Source organism: Gordonia polyisoprenivorans NBRC 16320 = JCM 10675 (assembly GCF_000241325.1).
GTDB classification, from domain to species: domain Bacteria; phylum Actinomycetota; class Actinomycetes; order Mycobacteriales; family Mycobacteriaceae; genus Gordonia; species Gordonia polyisoprenivorans.
Map to the genome: position 1 here is coordinate 116,375 of NZ_BAEI01000031.1, position 19,420 is coordinate 135,794.

The window sequence follows — 19,420 nt, forward strand, 5'->3', positions numbered from 1 at the left end:
AATCGGCATGTGCCCGTTGGCTCGCTCGGCGAGCCGGCGGGCATTCGTCGTGTCGAGAGGATGTCTGTCGTCTCATCGGGGGAAATGTCCGAAACCGGCAATGGTCGATATTTGCCGCTGTTACCGTCGAGGCTGTTGCGTAGTGCAACCAAGTCCACCAATGGCGATGTGACGGAGGCGAATTACCCGATGAAACGTGTGATGACCAGTGCCCTTGCGGTCGGAGCGGTCGTGGGTGCCGCATCCCTGATGGTCCCGGCAACGGCGTCGGCGGCGCCGGTGTCGTCGGCGAACTGCGCGAGGATCGCGACACCGACGGCGCCGAACGGATGGGGGAACAGCTTCGGTGACGAACAGGGTCAGGCAGGCAAGATCACGGCAACCAACGTGAGCGACGACGACGGATCACTGGAGTTCGCGACGAGTCCGCAGGTACCGCGTCAGGCGTCGTACCACTCGGCGGGGAAGCTGCCGTTGACCCAGCTGGCCGGAAAGCCGTTGACCTTCCAGAAGTCCACGGGCAATGCGAACTGGCAGATCCGGGTGACCGGCGCGAACACAGGTGAAGGGAATGGCTTCGCGACGCTGGTCTGGTCGGCTTCCGACGCAGCGGGTGCGCCTGACGCCGCATCGTCCGATCAATGGTGGGCAACCCGCTCCCTGGGCACGATCCCGCGGGGCCAGACCGGCACTCTTGCCGAGCTGACCACCGCCGCCAACTCCGGCGGAAAGGCCACGGTCGTCGAGGATTACGGCATCTCCAGCCAGCCAAACGGCGGCACCGGCACCGTGCACGTCGACAACGTGACCTTCAACGGCTGCACGACCAACTTCGCGGTCCGGAGCAGCAACGGCTCGCTGGGCGGCATTCAACTCCCGAGCTTCGGATCGTCGTAACCCGGATCGTCGTAATCCGGCGTCGTAATCCGTTGTGACGCTGGGGTGTCAGTCAGCATCGAGCCACCAGCCCCGCACCATGCCGGGTGGCCGGCCGGGTTCGATGTAGTGCTCGGTGCCGAAGGCGAACGGGAACGCCTCGACCGGGAGTGCCAGTAGCTGACGGACGTCGCTCTGGCTGGCGTGGCAGGCCAACGCTTCGCGTTTGGCCGTCACGTCGTCGCCGAGATCGACGGCCCAATGCAATTCGGCTTCCGGTGTGCCGATCGGATTGCCGTCGTCGCCCGGAGCATCCGGGTTGAATCCGTCGGTGTTGTTCTCGCCGGTGAGGCCCATCTCGGCGGCCAGGACGAACAGCTGGCGCATGAGGTCACGATTCATCGTGACCTCCAGGTAGCGCGGTCGCTTGACGGCGAGTTCTGCTGCGGCGCGGGTGGTGTGGTGCAGCATCACGTGATCGGGATGACCGTAGCCGCCGTGCCAGTCGTAGCCGACGACGACGTCGGCGCCCTCCTCGTCGAGGATGCCGGCAAGTCGGCGAGCCGCTTGCTCGACGGGCGCGCGGGAGAAGACGCCGTCGGTGCCGTTCTGGGTCCACCCGGTCATCCCCGAATCGGCGTATCCGAGCCACGCCACGCGCGCGGTGCCGGTGATCGCCGCCGACGCCTCGGCTTCACCGCGACGTCTCATGGCCACCGTTTCTCCGGGAGCGAGATCATCGGGCACGTCGCCGTCGCCGTGCTCTCCCGGGTCGCCGTCGGTGCAGTAGACGACGACCACCCGGTGCCCCTCACGTGCGGCGCGGATCATGCTGCCCGCGGTGGCCGTGGCCTCGTCGTCGGGATGGGCGTGGACGAAGACGATGGTGCTCATGCGCTACAGCATCTCAGGTCGGGGCCCGCGGGGTGCTCGTCGCAGTACGCTGCTTGCAGCACTGCCATGAACTCACACCCGAAGCGCGTGCTGGTATGCGCAGAAGATTCGGAAAGTTGTCACCATGCCCAACTCCCAGCCGCCTGCAACGGTGGATGCCATCGACGGGAGCATCCTGGCCGCGCTCGCCGATGATCCACGAGCCACCGTCCTGGCGATTGCGGATCGGACACAACTCTCGCGGAACACCGTGCAGGCCCGGCTGTCGAAGCTCGAGCAACGGGGAGTGCTGCGCTCCTTCGAGCGCAGTATCGATCCGGCGGCGCTCGGTTACCCGCTCACCGCATTCATCCTGACGAATGTCACCCAGAGCCAATTGACGCCGATCGCGTCGGCACTCGGTGACGTTCCCGAGGTGGTCGAGGTCCACGGGCTCAGCGGGATCAGCGACCTGCTCGTGCATGTCGTCGCTCGCGATGCGGACGATCTGTATCGAATCGCCGGCCAGATTCTCGACATCCCCGGGGTCACGCGGACGACCACCGCGCTCGTGATGCGAAAACTGGTCGACTATCGGTTATCCGGGCTCTTGGAGCGGTTGACCGCGGACTGACCCCAACCGGCAAGCAAGCAACCGGTTTCGAGGCTGTTGCACATACTGCTCACCGACGATCCGGCCTTCCGAGGGATGGTGTGCACAATGCTGAGATCGCACGGCGCCGCTTGATTGATGTGCGCGCCGGTGGTCGACTGGGGGACGAGTTCTGCACCCAGAGCCGGGTAAGGATGCCACCCCATGAAGTCAGCTCAGATCGTCGATCCGACCGAGCCCTCCGCCGACACCGTCACGCCGGACGCCCTCCGCAGCATCGAGGAGCGCGTGCTGTGGTTGTCCACGGCCATCATTCATCACGCGAATCGTGTACGCCCCAACCCGTCCGGGCTGAAGGTCGGAGGTCACCAGGCCTCGTGTGCATCGATCACGTCGATCATGACCGCGCTGTGGTTCGAGCAACTCACCGACGCCGACCGCGTCTCGGTGAAACCGCACGCATCGCCTGTGCTGCACGCGATCAACTACCTCTTGGGCGACCTCGACGAGCGCTACCTGACGACATTGCGTGAATTCGGTGGGCTCCAATCGTATCCGAGCCGCACCAAGGATCCCGATCCCGCCGACTACTCCACGGGATCCGTCGGCATCGGCGCCACGGCACCGATCTGGGGTGCCATCGCCCGTCGCTACGTCGACGCCAAGATCGGCCCGGCGGGCAAGGGACGCCAGTACTCCTTGGTCGGCGACGCCGAACTCGACGAGGGCGCGGTGTGGGAAGCCATTCTCGACCCGTCGGTCCGTGACCTCGGTGAGATCGTGTGGATCGTCGACCTCAATCGGCAGTCGCTGGACCGGGTGGTTCCCAACATCGCGGCCGGGCGGCTGGCGAGCATGTTCGAGGCCGCCGGCTGGCAGGTGATCACCGTCAAATTCGGCCACCTCCTCGAGACTTTGTTCACCCGTCCGGGTGGCGACGCGTTGCGCGAGCGCATCCTGAGCATGCCCAACGCGGAGTACCAGAGGCTGTTGCGTTGTACCGCGCAAGAATTGCGGGCGCGGATGCCCGGTGACGACGAGCGGGCGCCGGAGATCGCCACTCTCGTCGCGGAACTCGATGATGCGACCCTGACGGCTGCGATCCGCAACCTGGGCGGCCACGACCTCGACGCGTTGCGTCAGGCGTTCGCCGACATCGACGACACCAGGCCGACGGTCATCATCGCGTACACGATCAAGGGTCATGCGCTGCCCACCGAAGGACACCCGCAGAATCACTCGTCGCTGTTGACGGTGGAGCAATTCGACGAGTTGGCAACGACGATGGGGATGGATCCCGGACATCCGTGGGCTCGATTCGACCCCGAGACCGACGCGGGACGGATGTGTGTGGAGACCGCACGTCGACTGACTCGCGCGCCGATTCAGACTCATACTCCGCCAACGGTTCCCGACGACCTCGGACGGACACCGGGCGGAACGTCGACCACGCAGGCGGCCCTGGGTAGGGCCCTGCTCGCCCTGACCCGCGACGCACCGGAGGCGGCCCAACGCATCGTCACCGTGAGCCCGGACGTCAGCTCGACGACGAACCTCGCCGGATGGCTGAACAAGGTGGAGATCTGGTCACCGGCCGAACGACGAAACTGGTTCGACGACGACGCCGAGACGATCATGCACTGGCGGGAGAAGCCGACCGGTCAGCACATGGAACTGGGGATCGCGGAAACGAACCTCGTCGGGCTGATGGGTGAGCTGGGAGCCACATGGAGCCGGTGGGGCCAGCCGCTGTTTCCCATCGGGGTGATGTATGACCCGTTTGTGGAGCGGGCTCTGGAACCGTGGTCCTACGGTATCTACGCCGGCGGCCAATCGATCCTGGTCGGTACCCCGTCGGGTGTCACACTCGCCGCGGAAGGCGGTGCCCACCAGTCGATCACGACTCCCTCGATCGGCATGGAACAACCCGGCTGCGCCAGCTGGGAACCCGCATTCGTGATCGACACCGAATGGACGCTGCTCGCGGCGATGCGTCTGCTGGGGCGCCCCGATGGGAGTTCGGCGTACCTGCGCCTGTCGACCCGACCGGTCGATCAGACACTGGCGGCGGTGCCCACCGATCCCGCGGCCCGGGAGCGTCGGCGCCGTCAGGTCATCGCCGGTGCCTATCCGCTGCGCCGGGTCGCCGCTCCGGTGGTCACCCTGGTCGGCATGGGCGCGTTGATGACCGAAACCCTGGCAGCTGCAGAACGTTTGGCTGCTCAGGACATCGCCGCCGACGTCGTGTGTGTCACCAGCCCGGGCCTTCTCTTCGAGGCACTTCAGGCACGGCGTGGCCTCGCCGAGGCACCCACCTGGATTCTCGACCAGGCGTTCCCGGCCGATCGGGCCACCCCGATGGTCACCGTCCTCGACGGTCATCCGCACACCCTGGCATTCCTCGCCGGTATCCGCGGAGTCACCGGTGCCGCGCTCGGCGTCAGCCGCTTCGGCCAGGTCGGTTCTCTCGATGACGTCTACCGCCACCACGGCATCGACACCGACAGCATCGTGCGGGCCGCACTCGACCTCCTCGGCTGAACCGAGATCAGATCGTCTCGGACCGCACCATCGCCAGTCCCAGGCCGACGGCGCCCAGCACACCGACGAAGACGGCGACACCGCTCCAGCCGAAAGACGAGAACACCAGGCCGCCAACGGCTCCCACCACTGAGCTGCCGAGGTAGTAGTGGAACAGGTACAACGACGACGCCTCGGCGCGATGGGTGGTGGCCCGCGCCGACACCGCGCCGCTCGCCACCGAGTGCGCCCCGAAGAAGCCCGCGGTGAACAGGAACATGCCCACCAGCACCGACCAGAGATGTTCGGGGACAGTGACTCCCAGGCCGGTGAGCATCACCACGATCGAGGCGGCCAGCACTGTCCGGCGGCCGATGCGGTCGGCGAGCCGGCCGGCCAGCGCCGAGGAGGCGGTGCCGGCGAGGTACATGAAGAAGATCGACGCGATCACCGCCTCACCGAGGTCGAACGGGCTCTGCAGCAACCGATAGGTGAGGTAGTTGTAGACCGTCACGAAGCCACCCATCAACACGAAACCGATGAGGAACAGCGGTAGTAGTCGGCGATCGGCGAGGTGCGACAAGAGGTTTCGCGCGGTGACCGACGGGGATACCCGACGCGGGGTGAAGAATCGGGAGGCCGGGATCGTCCGCCAGAAGAGCAGCGCGAAACCGAGTGAGGCCAGACACGCGATCTCCAGTGCCCACTGCCATGACATCACATCGACGGCGAACCCGGGGATGAGCCGGCCGACGAGACCGCCGATGGTGGTGCCCGCCACGTAGCGACCCATCGCGGTGCCCAACGAGCGACCCTCCACCTCCTCGGCGAGGTAGGCCATCGCCACCGCAGGCACCCCCGCGCACAGAACGCCCTGGAGGGCGCGCCCGGCGAGCAGGACGTCGATCGACGGCGACCACGGCAACACGACGCCGATCGCCGACGCGGCGACCGCGGAGATCACCATGACCCGTACGCGCCCGAAACGTTCCGACGCGACACTCGCCGGGATGATCGCGATCGCGAGGAAACCGGTGGTCAGAGAGACCGCGAGCGCCGACGTCGTCGGCGATGTCCCGAAGTGCTCCGACAGATGCGGTAGCAGGGCCTGCACGTAATACAGGGCCATGAACGTCGTCATACCGGCCGCGAACAGGGCGACGGTGGCGCGCCGATAGCCCGGTGAGCCCAGGGCGTGACGGGTCTGGGGAAGCGCGGGTGCGGCGATGCCGTCTGTTGTGGTGCTCACTGTTCCAGCGTGAGCCCGACTCTCCACATGCTCAAAATGAATCTTTGTAGACTTGTTTATTCACTAATGAATAAGCGCAGCTAGCATGGCATGGTGCATGACGAGATCGAGTGGTTCATCACCATTGCCGAGGCCGAGAACCTGACGGCGGCCGGTGAGCGGCTCGCCGTCTCGCAGCCGACCCTGTCGCGATTCGTGGGCAGGCTCGAGCGAGAGGTCGGCGTTGCGCTGTTCGACCGGCATGGCCGACGTCTGGCGCTGAACGCCTACGGCCGTGTCTACCTCGAACGGGCGCGTCGCGCGCACGCACAACTCGACGCCGCACGCCGGGAAATCGACGACATGCGACGACCGACGCGAGGTGTGGTCCGGCTGGCTTTCCTGCATTCGTTCGGCATCAGCCTGGTGCCGCAACTCATCCGGGCATTCCGCGAGCGCAATCCGGGTGCGGGATTCACCCTCGCGCAGGACTCCGTGGCCACCGTCGTCGAGCACATCGAGACCGGCGACGCCGATCTGGCCATCGTCGCGCCGCGGCCGATGCGGACCGACATGGCGTGGCAGCCGATCGCGCAACAGAATCTGGCGCTCGTCGTGCCGCGTGGTCACCGCTTTGCCGGCCGGACGAGTATCGGTCTGGCAGAGGCCGCCGACGAGGAGTTCATCGTCATGCAACACGGATTCGGCATGCGCCGGATCTTCGACGAGCTGTGTGCGTCCGCCGACATCACCCCGACCATCACGTTCGAGTCGGCCGAGCTCGCGACGATCGCCGGGCTGGTCGGGGCGGGCCTGGGAGTGGGTGTGGTCCCCGTCGACGATGCGAACCGGGTCGCCGACGTCGTGTTCGTCCCGCTGGCTGGTGAGACACGTGAGATCGGGTTGACGTGGTTTCGACCGCGACCACTTCCGGTGGCGGCTGAGCGGTTTCGGGTGTTTGTCGGAGAGTTTGCCGCCGGTGGTGCGGAATCGGCAGCGGGGCAGTAGGTCTCGAGGACGGTGCATTCGGGCGGTTTGTCCGATAGTTCGGATTGACTGGTGGGCAAGGTAATTCGGTCAACCGAGGTCCATCGGCCGAGCGGCGCAATGGTGTCATACTCGCGTGGTGGGGTGAGTTCCCCGCGAGGTGATCAGGGAGGTAAGGCCAGTGAACGCTCCGTTGGACCCCGTTGCGAGTGCGCGGCTCGCCGAGAGTGGTCGGCTCTTCACCTCGGATTTGTCGATCGACGAATTCGTCCTGGTCGAGTCGGCGGGATTCGAGCCGCTGGGTCTGGTGATGGGGACGTCGGTGTATCACGTCGGCATCCAGACCGCGTCGATCCGGCAGAGCACGGAGATGCAGGTGCTCACCTCTGCGATGTACAACGTCCGCGAGAACGCCATGGCGCGGATGCAGGCCGAGGCCGACGCGCTGCACGCCGATGGGATCGTCGGTGTGCGACTGGAATGGCGGCCGCACGGCGCCTCGCCGGAGCACATCGAATACCTGGCGATCGGCACCGCGGTGCGGTTCACCGCGAAGCCCGGCGCCTATCGTCGTCCCGACGGGCGGGCGTTCAGCTCGCATCTGTCGGGTCAGGACCTGTTCAAACTCTCGCAGGCCGGGTACGCGCCGGTCGCGTTCACCTTGGGTAACTGCGTGTATCACGTTGCAGTGCAGGGATTCATGCAGACGCTCAAGCAGATGGGCCGCAACGTGGAGATGCCGCAGTGGACGCAGGCCTACTACGAGGCGCGAGAACTCGCGATGACGCGCATGCAGTCCGAGGCCGAGCGTGACGGGGGTACGGGCATCGTCGGGGTGCAATTCTCGGTGTCCGAATGGGTTTGGGGGCCACACACATTGGAGTTCTTCGTGATCGGTACCGCAGTACGGCGAACCGGAGAGCCCACCCCGGTGCGTCCCTCGCCCGTCCTGTCCTTCTGATCATGACCATCCCTGACTCCGAGAGGTTCGACGTTGATTCCGCGACAAGGGTTCTCGCGGCGGTGCTGACATCGCCGGCGGGCGCGTGTACGGCCATCGGAGCGTTCGCCGATGTGCCCGGACTCGTCTATCGGGCCGAGCAACCCGCCAGGCTGCTCCGTGCCGCCAAGCCGCCGGTGCTACGTGCGGGGGAGTGGGAGTTCGTGGCGACGGGGCCGGGCGCGGCACCGATGGAACTGCGCCACACCGTACGCGGCATCACATTGCAGACCGAGCGACCCGCGCCGTCGGACGCGGCACGTCGACTCGCCGTCGAAGTGCTCTCCGCCGCACAGCAACTCGGCTCGGAGACCGACATCGCCGTGCACTCGGCGCTCTACGGTCTCGCCGCGATCGTCTGAACGCTCCGGCGGGCGGCGAGGACCTTGTCGGCCAGGTCGTCGGGATGGATGTTGCGTCGTGGGCGTACGGCGTCCATCGTCCGCAGGCGTCCGGCGAAGCGAGACAGTGCCCGGCGGTCGGCCGCCGAGACCGTGATCCCCAACATCTGCGCGGCCACCGGATGCTGGATCGCGCGCACCGCCCGGGTCGGAAGCTGCTGGAACAGCCAATAATCCGGGCGCAGCAACTGATCCCGATACCAGTCGAGGCCCGGTACCGGATCGAGTTCGGTGGCCAGCGCATGCGTGAAGTAGTCGCCGAAGTCGTCGAGCGAGGCGGGCATCTCCCGTGCCGAGATCCCGTACCGCCGATACCACTCGCAGGTCTCGTCGTAGAGCCGACGCTTGTCGTCGGCGTCGAGACCACCGAAGAACACCTCGACACAGGTGAACAGGGCATCCACGTAGGTGGCGTGCTCGAAGAAGAACACCGACGGATTCAGTGCGTGATACGCACGTCCGTCCGGTCGGCGTCCGCGAAACGAGTCGTGGCTGTAGCGGATGAGGCGCACCTCGTCGAAGCCGGCGTCGTATCCCGACCGGATGATGCACGGCACGGTGCGCTGTTTGTGCACGAACACCCGTCGCGGAACGATGGAGAACTCGTGCGTCGCCGCGGCGATCGACGGGTGCAACATCTGCAACGACACCGCTCGGCAGATCGACATCACGAAACGTCGATCGGCGAGAAAACGCCACAGCAGCGATGTCTCGTCGAGTCGAATGCGTGCGGCACCGGAACGTGCTGACGTCATCGTGGCCCCCCGACCTCGTGTGAGTGTGTCCACGATAGCGCGAGACCGGGCCGAGATGGCGCGAGCCGGGGCCGCGATCGACGATGTGCGGCAATCGGGACACCGCGCGGCGGTAAGCTCACCGGCATCGACCCGGGTGCACCCGAGACCGACACGGCAACCGAGACAGGGCACGACGATGACCCACTGGTTCGACCACGCCATCGTGGCCACCGGTCGTCTGCCGCTGTTCCTGTTCCTCCTCGCGTTCATCGCGACATTCCTGTTCATCCGGATCAGCGTGCGGCTCATCCGCGCGCAGGTGCGCTGGTGGCCGGGCAACGTCACGCCCGGCGGGATGCACCTGCACCACGAGTTCTTCGGAGTCATCGCGATGCTGTTGTCGGGGTTCGGTCTCGTGGCGCTCTCGCGCTTCGACACCCCGATCGCCGACTGCGTGCTCGCGGCGATCTTCGGAATCGGTTGCGCGTTGGTGCTCGACGAGTTCGCACTGATCCTGCATCTGCGAGATGTGTACTGGGAGAAAGAAGGCCGTTCGTCGGTCGACGCGGTCTTCGTCGCGATCGCGATCGGGGTGCTGTTTCTCCTCGGATTACGGCCATTGGGCTTCTCCGACGCGGCCACCGAGATCGCCGCAGGCCCCGACCCGGGTACCCGGATCGCCGCCGCGGTGATCGTGACCGCCAATGTGGTGCTGGCGGTGATCACCCTGATGAAGGGCAAGCTGTGGACCGGGCTGATCGGGATGTTCATCCCGTTCCTGTTGTTGTTCGGGACCTTTCGCGTGGCCCGTCCCCGATCGCCGTGGGCGCGCTGGTTCTACGCAGGCAAGGAGGGCAAGCTCGACAAGGCGATCCGCCGTGAGATCCGCTACCGGGAGCCGCTGATCCGCTGGAAGATCGTGGTCCAGGAGGCGCTCGCCGGTCGCTTCGGCGTCCCCGACCTCCCGCCCGTGCTCCCGGTGACCCCGGCTCCCGTCCCGCCGAGGGTCGCCGCGCCCAACGCGGTGGCGACGGCCATCCGATGGCGACGGACCCGTCGCGAACTGCGTGTGGTGCCGACCTGGCGTCTGCCGGTGATCCTGGTGGTGCTCGCGGTGATTGCCGCGATCCTGTGCATCACCCTCGACGAATCGCTGGGGCTGCAGGTGGATTCGGGGACCTTGGCCACGGTGTTGGGGGTCATCGCGGGAGCAATGGCCACGCTGACCGGTCTGGTGTTCACCGCGGTCACCCTGGCGATGCAGTTCGGGGCGTCGCAGATCTCGGTGCGTGTCATCCCACGGCTGCAACGCGAGCCGGTGATGCGCTGGTCCATCGGATTCTTCCTGGCCACATTCGTGTTCAGTGTGATGGTGGCGATGGACCTGGCGCTGGCCGAACCCGACGACACCACGCCCGGGGTGTCGACGGCGATCGCGGCGTTGCTGACCGTCGTCTCGGCCTTCCTGTTCATCGCGCTGGTGGCCAAGGTCGGCACCGTGCTCAACTCTGCGCAACTCATGCGCTGGATCGCCGCCGACGGCCGCTCGGCGATCCGCCGCCAGTTTCCCGACGAGGTTGCCGCAGAGGAGGTTGCTGCAGAGGAGGTTGCCGCAGAGGAGGTTGCCCCGGAGCAGGTTCCGGAAGACGGTACGCACGACGCTGTGGTGCCCGTCGGCCCGCCCGCGGTGGACTCCGGGCATCCCGACGATGCGCGCCGGATCATTCACCTCAAGGAAACGGCGACCCGCGGCCGCGTGCTGTTGGCGGTGAACGTCGCGAAACTACAGCGATATGCCGTCGCCGGGCACGTGCGTTTCGATCTGCTGGTCGCCGTGGGCGATCACGTCCCGCACGACGTCGGGGTGATCGCCGTCAGCGGTGACCGCCGCAACTCGATCGCCGCCCACAAGGTGTTGCGCTGCTTGCTCTTCGGGGACACCCACCAGCCGTCGGTGAGCCCTGCGGCCGCGCTGCAATCGATCTCCGACATCGCCCTCAAGGCGATCTCGAGTGCGGGCAACGACCCGAGCACCGTCGTCCTCGCGCTCGACCACACCGAGGACCTGCTACTGATGCTGGCGCCCCGCGTGCGTGCGGACCTGCTCTCCACACGAGCCACCCTGGTCGGTGGGTACCGACGGAGCTGGGCCGACTACGTCGCCATCGGCACCGACGAGATCCGTCGGCACAGTCACGGGCAGGCGCAGGTCCACCGCCGTCTGCGCGCGCTGTACGAGACACTCGCGCGCCGCTGCCCGGACGATCAACAGCCACCGATCACCGAACGTCTTGCGGCGCTGGACGAACAGATCGACCGCGAGTGGCAGGTCCCGCTCGACCGCAGGCTCGCGCTTGCCCCCGATCGCCAGGGCTACGGGTCGGAGCGGGGATCGGTGGGCTGAGTGGCCGCGCTCTCCGACATCGACGGCTGCGGCGGGGAGCTCGTGCATTCACGCCGACGCGACGTTCTCGGTGTCCGCGGTAGCTCGAATGCAGCGCCGCCTCAAGCGGTCTCGAGGCTCGCCGCACGCGGCTCGCACCTCGACCATCGATGCACGAAACCGGGCGCGGGTCACATCCACGCACGGTGATCGGCCGCTTCAAGGGGTCTCCAGGGAGGTGAAATTCAGTGCGCGGTCACCGATTCGGTCAGGAATGCGCTGGCGCGCCGGACGGCCGGGCGGGCGTCGGGCGTGAGTCGGCCGAACATCTGGAAGACGTGGCCCTGACCACGCCAGGCCTCGATCTGCGCGTCTCCGCCGGCGCGCACCAGTGCCTGGTGGTAGTCGCGCGCGTCCTGGCCCATCACCTCGAGGCTGCCGTATTGGATCAGCGTGCGCGGCAACGTGATCCCGTCGTCGAGTGGGATGCGCATCCGCGGGTGGTCGGGATCGGCGTCACCGGTGTAGAGACGCAGGATCTTCTGCGCCGCAACGGCATCGATGATCGGATCGCGCGCCCCTGCGCGTTCGTGAGCGACGGCGGTGGCGAAGCTGGGGTCGTAGAGCGGGGAGAACAACACCATGGCGCTGGGTTGTGGGGTGCCGGTTCGGTGATTGTCGGCGAGCAGATCCAGCGCGAGATGACCGCCCGCCGAATCCCCTGCCACGACGATGCGGTCGGCGTCGATGCCCTGGTCGAGCAGCCAGTGATAGCCGCGGATGGTGTCGTCTCCGCCGGTCGGCCACCGGTATTCGGGACCGAGGCGATAGTCGAGGCTGAACGCGAGGAAACCGGTCTGCCTGCTCAACCGCGCGACCAGACCGCGATGTGTGCGCGGTGAACAGACCACGTATCCCGACCCGTGCAGGTAGTAGATAATTGGCCGATCACGCCCGCGGGTCAGGCCGGGACCGTGGGTGTCGACCGTGCCCACCCACTCGCCGCGCACCTGGCCGTCACCGTGACGGGTGGCGATCGGGAGCACCGCGGTGCCCGCGGGGACCGGGCACATCGCGGCCAGCGAGCGGTTCACGCCCGGCCGCGTGGCCCGCAGCATCCGGACCGCCACCGGAGAGGGGCCGTAGCGGGTGGCCGCCATCAGCGGTCGGCTGACCCGGCTCAGATAGCTGTTGAGGGCGTGCGACCGGCGCGAACCCGGACCGACGTGGGTGTCGGGGTGCGGTGGTGCCGCAGGATCGGACAGGTCAGGGGCGACGGTGTTCACGAAATCGACAGTAGGACGACGGACGGCCCGGCATGAGCGGATTGGGCGCTGTCGGCGGCTGGGAGGGCGCTGTCGGCGAGGAGATGGGCGCTGTCGGGGACGGCGTAAGGCAACACTCGTTGTGCGCCATACGCTGCGACGTCGGCGTCGATGTGGTAGCCGGATTTCGATACTGGGCACCGCGCGTGAGAAAATACCTGACAATGCTTAGCGAGCAGGGTGGTTCCTGCCTGGCAACGACTGCCGGGTCCAGGTGTCAGCAACGGCGCTGACCTCAGGGGACGCCACCGTCCGATCGTCGGAAGAGCCAGGTCAGCCCATGGTTTCGGCACTTCCGGGGGCACAGTCGACGGTGCCGCGTCCGCACAGACGTATACGGGTCAATCGGTGCGCAACGTCGCGCGCGAAGTGAGGCAGATTATGAAGCATGCTCCTGGTCCCACAGGGCTGTACGACCCCATCCACGAGCACGACGCCTGCGGTGTCGCCTTCGTCGTCGACATGCACGGCCGACGCAGCCGGGACATCGTGGACAAGGCCATCACCGCGCTGATCAACCTCGAGCACCGCGGAGCCGCGGGTGCCGAACCGAACACCGGTGACGGCGCCGGCATCATGATCCAGGTTCCCGACCGCTTCCTGCGCGAGGTCGTCGACTTCGAGCTGCCCGCCGAGGGCGGCTACGCCACCGGTATCGCCTTCCTGCCGCAGGGCTCCAAGGACGCCGCCGAGGCGTGCGAGTCGGTCGAGAAGATCGTCGAGGCCGAGGGGCTGCGGATGCTCGGCTGGCGCGAGGTGCCGGTCAACGAGAACGGTCTCGGCGCACTCGCCCGCGACGCGATGCCGACCTTCCGTCAGGTGTTCATCGCGCTGCCCGAGGGCACCCCCGATCCCGACGGCATGGTGATCGAACGCCGGGCCTTCGTGGTGCGCAAGCGCGTCCAGAACGAGCTCGGCACCAAGGGTGCAGGCGCCGACGGCCCGGGCCGCGAGACCGTGTACTTCCCGAGCCTGTCCGGCAAGACCTTCGTCTACAAGGGCATGCTGACCACCCCGCAGCTGCGCGAGTTCTATCTGGACCTGCAGGACTCGCGGGTCGAGAGCGCGCTGGGCCTGGTGCACTCGCGCTTCTCCACCAACACCTTCCCGTCGTGGCCGCTGGCGCATCCGTTCCGGCGCGTCGCCCACAACGGCGAGATCAACACCGTCACCGGTAACGAGAACTGGATGCGGGCGCGCGAGGCGCTCATCGACACCGAGTTGTTCGGTGACGACGTCTCGCAGAAGATCTTCCCGGTGTGCACGCCCGGTGCCTCCGACACCGCGCGCTTCGACGAGGTCCTCGAGATGCTGCACCTCGGTGGTCGCAGCCTGCCGCACGCGGTGCTGATGATGATCCCGGAGGCCTGGGAGCGTCACGAGTCGATGAAGCCCGAGCACAAGGCGTTCTACGAGTACCACGCCACGTTGATGGAGCCATGGGACGGACCGGCCTCGGTCTGCTTCACCGACGGTACCGTCGTCGGCGCCGTCCTCGACCGGAATGGCTTGCGCCCCAGCCGGATCTGGGTCACCAAGGATGGACTGGTCGTGATGGCCTCGGAGGTCGGCGTCCTCGACATCGACCACGCCGACGTCGTGCAGAAGATGCGGCTGCAGCCCGGCCGGATGTTCCTGGTGGACACCGCCGCCGGCCGCATCGTCGACGACGAGGAGATCAAGGATCAGCTCGCCGCCGAGCACCCGTACCAGGAGTGGCTCGATAACGGCCTGGTGCACATCGACAACGTCAAGGCGTTGCCGCACCAGCACATGTCGCATCACCGGGTCACCCTGCGGCAGTTGACCTTCGGCTACACCACCGAGGAGCTCGACCTGCTGGTGGCGCCGATGGCGCGCACCGGTGCCGAGGCGATCGGCTCGATGGGCACCGACACCCCGATCGCGGTGCTCTCGGCCCGGCCGCGGATGCTGTTCGACTACTTCCAGCAGATGTTCGCCCAGGTCACCAACCCGCCGCTGGACGCGATCCGCGAGGAGATCGTCACCGCGATCGGCGGGACCATCGGCTCCGAGGCCGATCTGCTGCACCCGAGCCCGCAGTCGTGTCGGCAGATCGTGCTGCCGACCCCGGTTCTCGACAACGACCACCTCGCCAAGCTCGTCCGGATCAACGACGACCCGAACCTCCCGGACTTCCGCAGCGCCCACATCCACGGCCTGTACCCGGTCGCCGAGGGCGGCGCCGGTCTGCGTGCGGCCCTCGACGAGGTCCGCACCAAGGTCAGCGCGGCGATCGCCGACGGGGTGAACCTGATCATCCTGAGCGACCGCGAATCCGACGAGACGCTGGCCCCGATCCCGTCGCTGTTGCTGACCGCGGCCGTGCACCACCACCTGGTGCGCGAGCGCAAGCGCACCCGCGTCGGACTGATCATCGAGTCCGGTGACTGCCGTGAGGTCCACCACGTCGCCACCCTCGTGGGATTCGGTGCGGCGGCGGTCAATCCGTACATGGCCTTCGAATCGATCGAGGACATGGTGGAGCGGGGCGCGTTGGGCGACATCGACTTCGAGACCGCCCGCGCCAACTACATCAAGGCCGCGAGCAAGGGCGTGCTCAAGGTGATGAGCAAGATGGGCATCTCCACCCTCGCCTCCTACACCGGCGCGCAGCTGTTCCAGGTCATCGGCATCAACCAGGACACCGTCGACGAGTTCTTCACCGGGCTGCGCAGCCAGCTCGGCGGAATCGGTCTCGACGAGATCGCCGCCGACGTCGCCGCCCGACATGCGTTGGCGTTCAACGACCGTCCCAGCGAGCGGGCCCACCGCGAACTGCCGGTCGGCGGCGAATACCAGTGGCGCCGTGAGGGCGAGTACCACCTGTTCAACCCCGACACGGTGTTCAAGCTCCAGCATTCGACGCGCACCGGTCAGTACAAGGTGTTCAAGGAATACACCAAGCTCGTCGACGACCAGTCGCGCAAGCTCGCGACGCTGCGCGGTCTGTTCGACTTCAACTTCGGTGACCGCGACCCGATCCCGATCGACAAGGTCGAATCGGCGCGCGAGATCGTCAAACGCTTCTCCACGGGTGCGATGAGCTTCGGCTCGATCTCGGCCGAGGCGCACGAGACCCTCGCGATCGCGATGAACCGGCTCGGTGGACGCTCGAATTCCGGTGAGGGCGGCGAGGATCCGCGTCGCTTCCACCATGACGAGAACGGTGACTGGCGCCGCAGCGCGATCAAGCAGGTCGCGTCGGGCCGTTTCGGTGTGCACTCGCACTACCTGAGCAACTGCACCGACATCCAGATCAAGATGGCACAGGGCGCCAAACCCGGCGAGGGCGGCCAGCTGCCGCCGCACAAGGTGTACCCGTGGGTCGCCGAGGTGCGAGGCTCCACCCCCGGTGTCGGGCTGATCTCGCCGCCGCCGCACCACGACATCTACTCGATCGAGGATCTCGCCCAGCTGATCCACGACCTGAAGAATGCGAACCCGCAGGCGCGCATCCACGTCAAGCTCGTCAGCGAGATCGGCGTGGGCACCGTCGCCGCGGGTGTGTCCAAGGCACACGCCGACGTCGTGCTCATCTCCGGGCACGACGGTGGCACCGGCGCCTCGCCGCTCACCTCGCTCAAGCACGCGGGTGCGCCGTGGGAGATCGGTCTGGCCGAGACCCAGCAGACGTTGCTGCTCAACGGTCTTCGCGATCGCATCTCGGTACAGGTCGACGGTCAGCTCAAGACCGGACGCGACGTGGTGGTCGCCGCGCTGCTCGGCGCCGAGGAATTCGGGTTCGCCACCGCCCCACTGGTGGTGTCGGGTTGCATCATGATGCGCGTGTGCCACCTCGACACCTGCCCGGTGGGTGTGGCCACCCAGAATCCGTTGCTGCGTGAGCGTTTCACCGGCAAGCCGGAGTTCGTGGAGAACTTCTTCCTCTTCATCGCCGAGGAGGTCCGCGAGTTGCTGGCCCGTCTGGGCTTCCGCACCCTGCAGGAGGCGGTCGGCCACGTCGAGGCCCTCGACACCGGAAAGGCGCTGTCGCACTGGGGTTCGGCGAAGGCCGGCAAGCTCGACCTGTCCTCGGTGCTCGCCGAGACGGAATCGCCGTTCATGAACCAGGACCTGTACTGCTCCGGCGTGCAGGATCACGGTCTCGACAAGGCTCTCGATCAGCAGCTCATCGCGCAGAGCCGGGAGGCGATCGACCACGGTACCCGGGTGAGCTTCTCGTCGAAGATCACCAACGTGAACCGCACCGTCGGCACGATGCTCGGCCACGAGGTCACCAAGGCCTATGGCGCGCAGGGTCTCCCGGACGGGACGATCATGATCGACTTCACCGGCTCGGCGGGCAACAGCTTCGGTGCGTTCGTGCCCAAGGGCATCACGCTGCGCCTCGAGGGCGATGCCAACGACTTCGTCGGCAAGGGACTCTCGGGCGGCCGCATCGTGGTGCGTCCGGCGCGCAACGCCCCGGACGGGTTCGTCGCCGAGGAGAACATCATCGCCGGCAATGTCATCGGGTTCGGTGCGACGGCGGGCAAGATCTTCTTGCGCGGTGTGGTCGGCGAGCGGTTCTGTGTGCGCAACTCGGGTGTCACCGCGGTCGTCGAAGGCGTCGGCGACCACGGCTGCGAGTACATGACGGGCGGTCGTGTGGTGGTCCTCGGCGGCACGGGGCGCAACTTCGCCGCGGGCATGTCCGGCGGCATCGCCTACGTGTACGACCCGCAGCAGAACTTCGCCGACAACCTCAATCCCGAACTCGTCGAACTCGAACCGCTCGACGACGACGATCTCGAGTTCCTCGCGGGCATCATCACCGAGCACCGCGACGAAACCGAATCACCGGTCGCCGCAGCACTGCTCGAGCAGTGGGAGACCACGCAGACGCAGTTCGCCAAGGTGATGCCGCGCGACTTCAAGCGTGTGCTGGCAGCCGCCGCGGACGCCGAGCGAGATGGACGAGACGTGAACGAAGCGATCATGGAGGCCGCACGTGGCTGACCCCAGAGGATTCCTCAAGCACACCGAGCGGGAGTTGCCCGACCGTCGTCCGGTCGACCTGCGCCTGCTCGACTGGAAAGAGGTCTACACCGACTTCGACAAGGACCACCTGCAGACACAGGCCAGCCGGTGCATGGACTGCGGTATCCCCTTCTGCCACAACGGCTGTCCGCTGGGCAACCTCATTCCCGAGTGGAATGACCTGGTGTACAAGGATCGGTGGGACGACGGGATCGAACGTCTGCACGCCACCAACAACTTCCCGGAGTTCACCGGGCGGTTGTGCCCGGCGCCGTGCGAGGCGTCGTGCGTGCTCGGCATCAATCAGCCGCCGGTCACCATCAAGCAGGTGGAGGTCGAGCTGATCGACAACGCCTGGGACAGTGGACTGGTCACCCCGGTGCTGCCGACCGAGCACACCGGCAAGAACATCGCCGTCGTCGGGTCCGGGCCCGCGGGACTGGCCGCCGCACAGCAGCTCACCCGCGCCGGTCACACCGTCTACGTCTACGAGCGGGCCGACCGCATCGGCGGCCTGCTGCGCTACGGCATCCCCGAGTTCAAGATGGAGAAGCGCCACATCGACCGTCGTCTCGAGCAGATGAAGGCCGAGGGAACGGTGTTCCGCACCGGTGTCAACGTCGGGGTCGACATCACCGTCGCGCAGCTGCGGGAGGACTTCGACGCCGTCATCCTGGCGATGGGCTCGACCATCGGTCGCGATCTGCCGATCGAGGGCCGCGAACTCGACGGCATCCACCAGGCGATGGAGTTCCTGCCGCAGGCCAACCGCGTACAGCTCGGCGACACCGTCGACGGCCAGATCACCGCGAAGGGCAAGAAGGTCGTCATCATCGGCGGCGGCGACACCGGCGCCGACTGCCTCGGTACCTCGCTGCGTCAAGGCGCCGAGATCGTGCACCAGTTCGAGATCATGCCGCGTCCGCCGCAGGAGCGCGCCGAGTCCACCCCGTGGCCGACCTACCCGTTGATGTACCGCGTCTCCTCGGCCCACGAAGAGGGCGGCGAGCGGGTGTTCTCGGTCAACACCGAGATGTTCGTCGGCGAGAACGGCAAGGTCACCGGCCTCAAGGCACACGAGGTGGTCATGCGTGACGGCCGCTTCGAGAAGGTCGAGGGCAGCGACTTCGAGCTCGAGTGCGACCTGGTGCTGCTCGCGATGGGCTTCGTCGGACCCGAACGCACCGACCTGCTCGACAAGCTCGGCGTCGAATACGACCAGCGCGGAAACATCAAGCGGGATGACGAGTTCCGGGCGGTCGGCCAGGAGAACGTCTTCGTCGCCGGCGACGCCGGCCGCGGTCAGTCACTGATCGTGTGGGCCATCGCCGAGGGGCGTTCGGCCGCGGCGGCCGCCGATCAGTACCTGGCCGGTCGCACCGACCTGCCCGCTCCGATCTACCCCACGCAGGTCGCCCAGCGCTGAGGCACACGATCACGACGACCGGTGGTCGGCGGTCCCGCACGGGGCGC

13 protein-coding genes are annotated in these 19,420 nt (G+C 67.0%); 9 read left to right on the forward strand and 4 right to left on the reverse strand.

Going from position 1 to position 19,420, the window contains the following annotated elements:
- Nucleotides 1-60: 60 nt before the first annotated feature.
- On the forward strand, nucleotides 61-897 hold the full coding sequence (locus GOPIP_RS08010; RefSeq protein WP_014358391.1) for a hypothetical protein: 837 nt from the start codon (nucleotides 61-63) through the stop codon (nucleotides 895-897).
- A gap of 48 nt (nucleotides 898-945) precedes the next feature.
- On the opposite strand, the gene GOPIP_RS08015 is transcribed toward GOPIP_RS08010, so the two are convergent.
- Nucleotides 946-1,770 (reverse strand): PIG-L deacetylase family protein, encoded by an 825-nt coding sequence (locus GOPIP_RS08015; protein WP_006369116.1) that lies wholly within the window; start codon nucleotides 1,768-1,770, stop codon nucleotides 946-948.
- A 124-nt stretch (nucleotides 1,771-1,894) separates the two neighbouring features.
- On the opposite strand from GOPIP_RS08015, the gene GOPIP_RS08020 reads away from it, so the two are divergent.
- Together GOPIP_RS08020 and GOPIP_RS08025 are read left to right on the forward strand one after the other, a co-directional pair.
- Nucleotides 1,895-2,383: an Lrp/AsnC family transcriptional regulator gene (locus GOPIP_RS08020; protein WP_006369117.1), complete on the forward strand. Its 489-nt coding sequence runs from the start codon at nucleotides 1,895-1,897 to the stop codon at nucleotides 2,381-2,383.
- Between the two features lie 183 nt (nucleotides 2,384-2,566).
- Nucleotides 2,567-4,903 carry a thiamine pyrophosphate-binding protein gene (locus tag GOPIP_RS08025; RefSeq protein ID WP_006369118.1) on the forward strand — a complete coding sequence of 779 codons (2,337 nt, stop codon included), beginning with the start codon at nucleotides 2,567-2,569 and terminating at the stop codon, nucleotides 4,901-4,903.
- Between the two features lie 7 nt (nucleotides 4,904-4,910).
- Here the strand turns inward: GOPIP_RS08025 and GOPIP_RS08030 are convergent, their stop codons facing one another.
- Nucleotides 4,911-6,131, reverse strand: a complete 1,221-nt coding sequence (locus tag GOPIP_RS08030; RefSeq protein ID WP_006369119.1) for an MFS transporter — start codon at nucleotides 6,129-6,131, stop codon at nucleotides 4,911-4,913.
- Between the two features lie 90 nt (nucleotides 6,132-6,221).
- Between GOPIP_RS08030 and GOPIP_RS08035 the strand changes: the two genes are divergently transcribed.
- The 3 genes from GOPIP_RS08035 (at nucleotide 6,222) to GOPIP_RS08045 (ending at nucleotide 8,459) form a co-directional block, all read left to right on the forward strand.
- Complete coding sequence (locus tag GOPIP_RS08035; protein WP_006369120.1) at nucleotides 6,222-7,118, forward strand: LysR substrate-binding domain-containing protein; 897 nt, start codon at nucleotides 6,222-6,224, stop codon at nucleotides 7,116-7,118.
- Nucleotides 7,119-7,278: 160 nt separating this feature from the next.
- Nucleotides 7,279-8,058: a heavy metal-binding domain-containing protein gene (locus GOPIP_RS08040; protein ID WP_006369121.1), complete on the forward strand. Its 780-nt coding sequence runs from the start codon at nucleotides 7,279-7,281 to the stop codon at nucleotides 8,056-8,058.
- 2 nt (nucleotides 8,059-8,060) lie between these two features.
- Nucleotides 8,061-8,459 (forward strand): DUF5073 family protein, encoded by a 399-nt coding sequence (locus GOPIP_RS08045; RefSeq protein ID WP_006369122.1) that lies wholly within the window; start codon nucleotides 8,061-8,063, stop codon nucleotides 8,457-8,459.
- Here GOPIP_RS08045 and GOPIP_RS08050 read toward each other — a convergent pair.
- On the reverse strand, nucleotides 8,435-9,253 hold the full coding sequence (locus GOPIP_RS08050) for an oxygenase MpaB family protein (protein ID WP_006369123.1): 819 nt from the start codon (nucleotides 9,251-9,253) through the stop codon (nucleotides 8,435-8,437). The genes GOPIP_RS08045 and GOPIP_RS08050 overlap by 25 nt on opposite strands.
- Nucleotides 9,254-9,431: 178 nt before the next feature.
- On the opposite strand from GOPIP_RS08050, the gene GOPIP_RS08055 reads away from it, so the two are divergent.
- Nucleotides 9,432-11,639, forward strand: coding sequence for a DUF2254 domain-containing protein (locus tag GOPIP_RS08055; RefSeq protein WP_006369124.1), 2,208 nt, complete (start codon nucleotides 9,432-9,434; stop codon nucleotides 11,637-11,639).
- 224 nt (nucleotides 11,640-11,863) lie between these two features.
- Here the strand turns inward: GOPIP_RS08055 and GOPIP_RS08060 are convergent, their stop codons facing one another.
- A complete protein-coding gene (locus tag GOPIP_RS08060; protein WP_006369125.1) occupies nucleotides 11,864-12,904 on the reverse strand; it encodes an alpha/beta hydrolase in 1,041 nt (346 codons plus the stop codon).
- A 420-nt stretch (nucleotides 12,905-13,324) separates the two neighbouring features.
- Here GOPIP_RS08060 and gltB point away from each other — a divergent pair, with 420 nt between their 5' ends.
- Entirely contained in the window at nucleotides 13,325-17,926 is a 4,602-nt protein-coding gene (gene gltB, locus GOPIP_RS08065; RefSeq protein ID WP_006369126.1) for a glutamate synthase large subunit, read from the forward strand.
- On the forward strand, nucleotides 17,919-19,373 hold the full coding sequence (locus tag GOPIP_RS08070; RefSeq protein ID WP_006369127.1) for a glutamate synthase subunit beta: 1,455 nt from the start codon (nucleotides 17,919-17,921) through the stop codon (nucleotides 19,371-19,373). The genes gltB and GOPIP_RS08070 overlap by 8 nt, the downstream gene beginning before the upstream one ends.
- The last annotated feature ends 47 nt before the right edge of the window (nucleotides 19,374-19,420 follow it).

Excerpts from the sequence above, each read along its gene's own strand:
- GOPIP_RS08050 (WP_006369123.1), bottom strand. The coding sequence starts at position 9,253 with ATGACGTCAGCACGTTCCGGTGCCGCACGCATTCGACTCGACGAGACA.
- GOPIP_RS08010 (WP_014358391.1), top strand. The coding sequence starts at position 61 with ATGTCTGTCGTCTCATCGGGGGAAATGTCCGAAACCGGCAATGGTCGA.
- gltB (WP_006369126.1), top strand. The coding sequence starts at position 13,325 with ATGAAGCATGCTCCTGGTCCCACAGGGCTGTACGACCCCATCCACGAG.
- GOPIP_RS08055 (WP_006369124.1), top strand. The coding sequence starts at position 9,432 with ATGACCCACTGGTTCGACCACGCCATCGTGGCCACCGGTCGTCTGCCG.
- GOPIP_RS08015 (WP_006369116.1), bottom strand. The coding sequence starts at position 1,770 with ATGAGCACCATCGTCTTCGTCCACGCCCATCCCGACGACGAGGCCACG.
- GOPIP_RS08045 (WP_006369122.1), top strand. The coding sequence starts at position 8,061 with ATGACCATCCCTGACTCCGAGAGGTTCGACGTTGATTCCGCGACAAGG.
- GOPIP_RS08020 (WP_006369117.1), top strand. The coding sequence starts at position 1,895 with ATGCCCAACTCCCAGCCGCCTGCAACGGTGGATGCCATCGACGGGAGC.
- GOPIP_RS08035 (WP_006369120.1), top strand. The coding sequence starts at position 6,222 with ATGGTGCATGACGAGATCGAGTGGTTCATCACCATTGCCGAGGCCGAG.
- GOPIP_RS08025 (WP_006369118.1), top strand. The coding sequence starts at position 2,567 with ATGAAGTCAGCTCAGATCGTCGATCCGACCGAGCCCTCCGCCGACACC.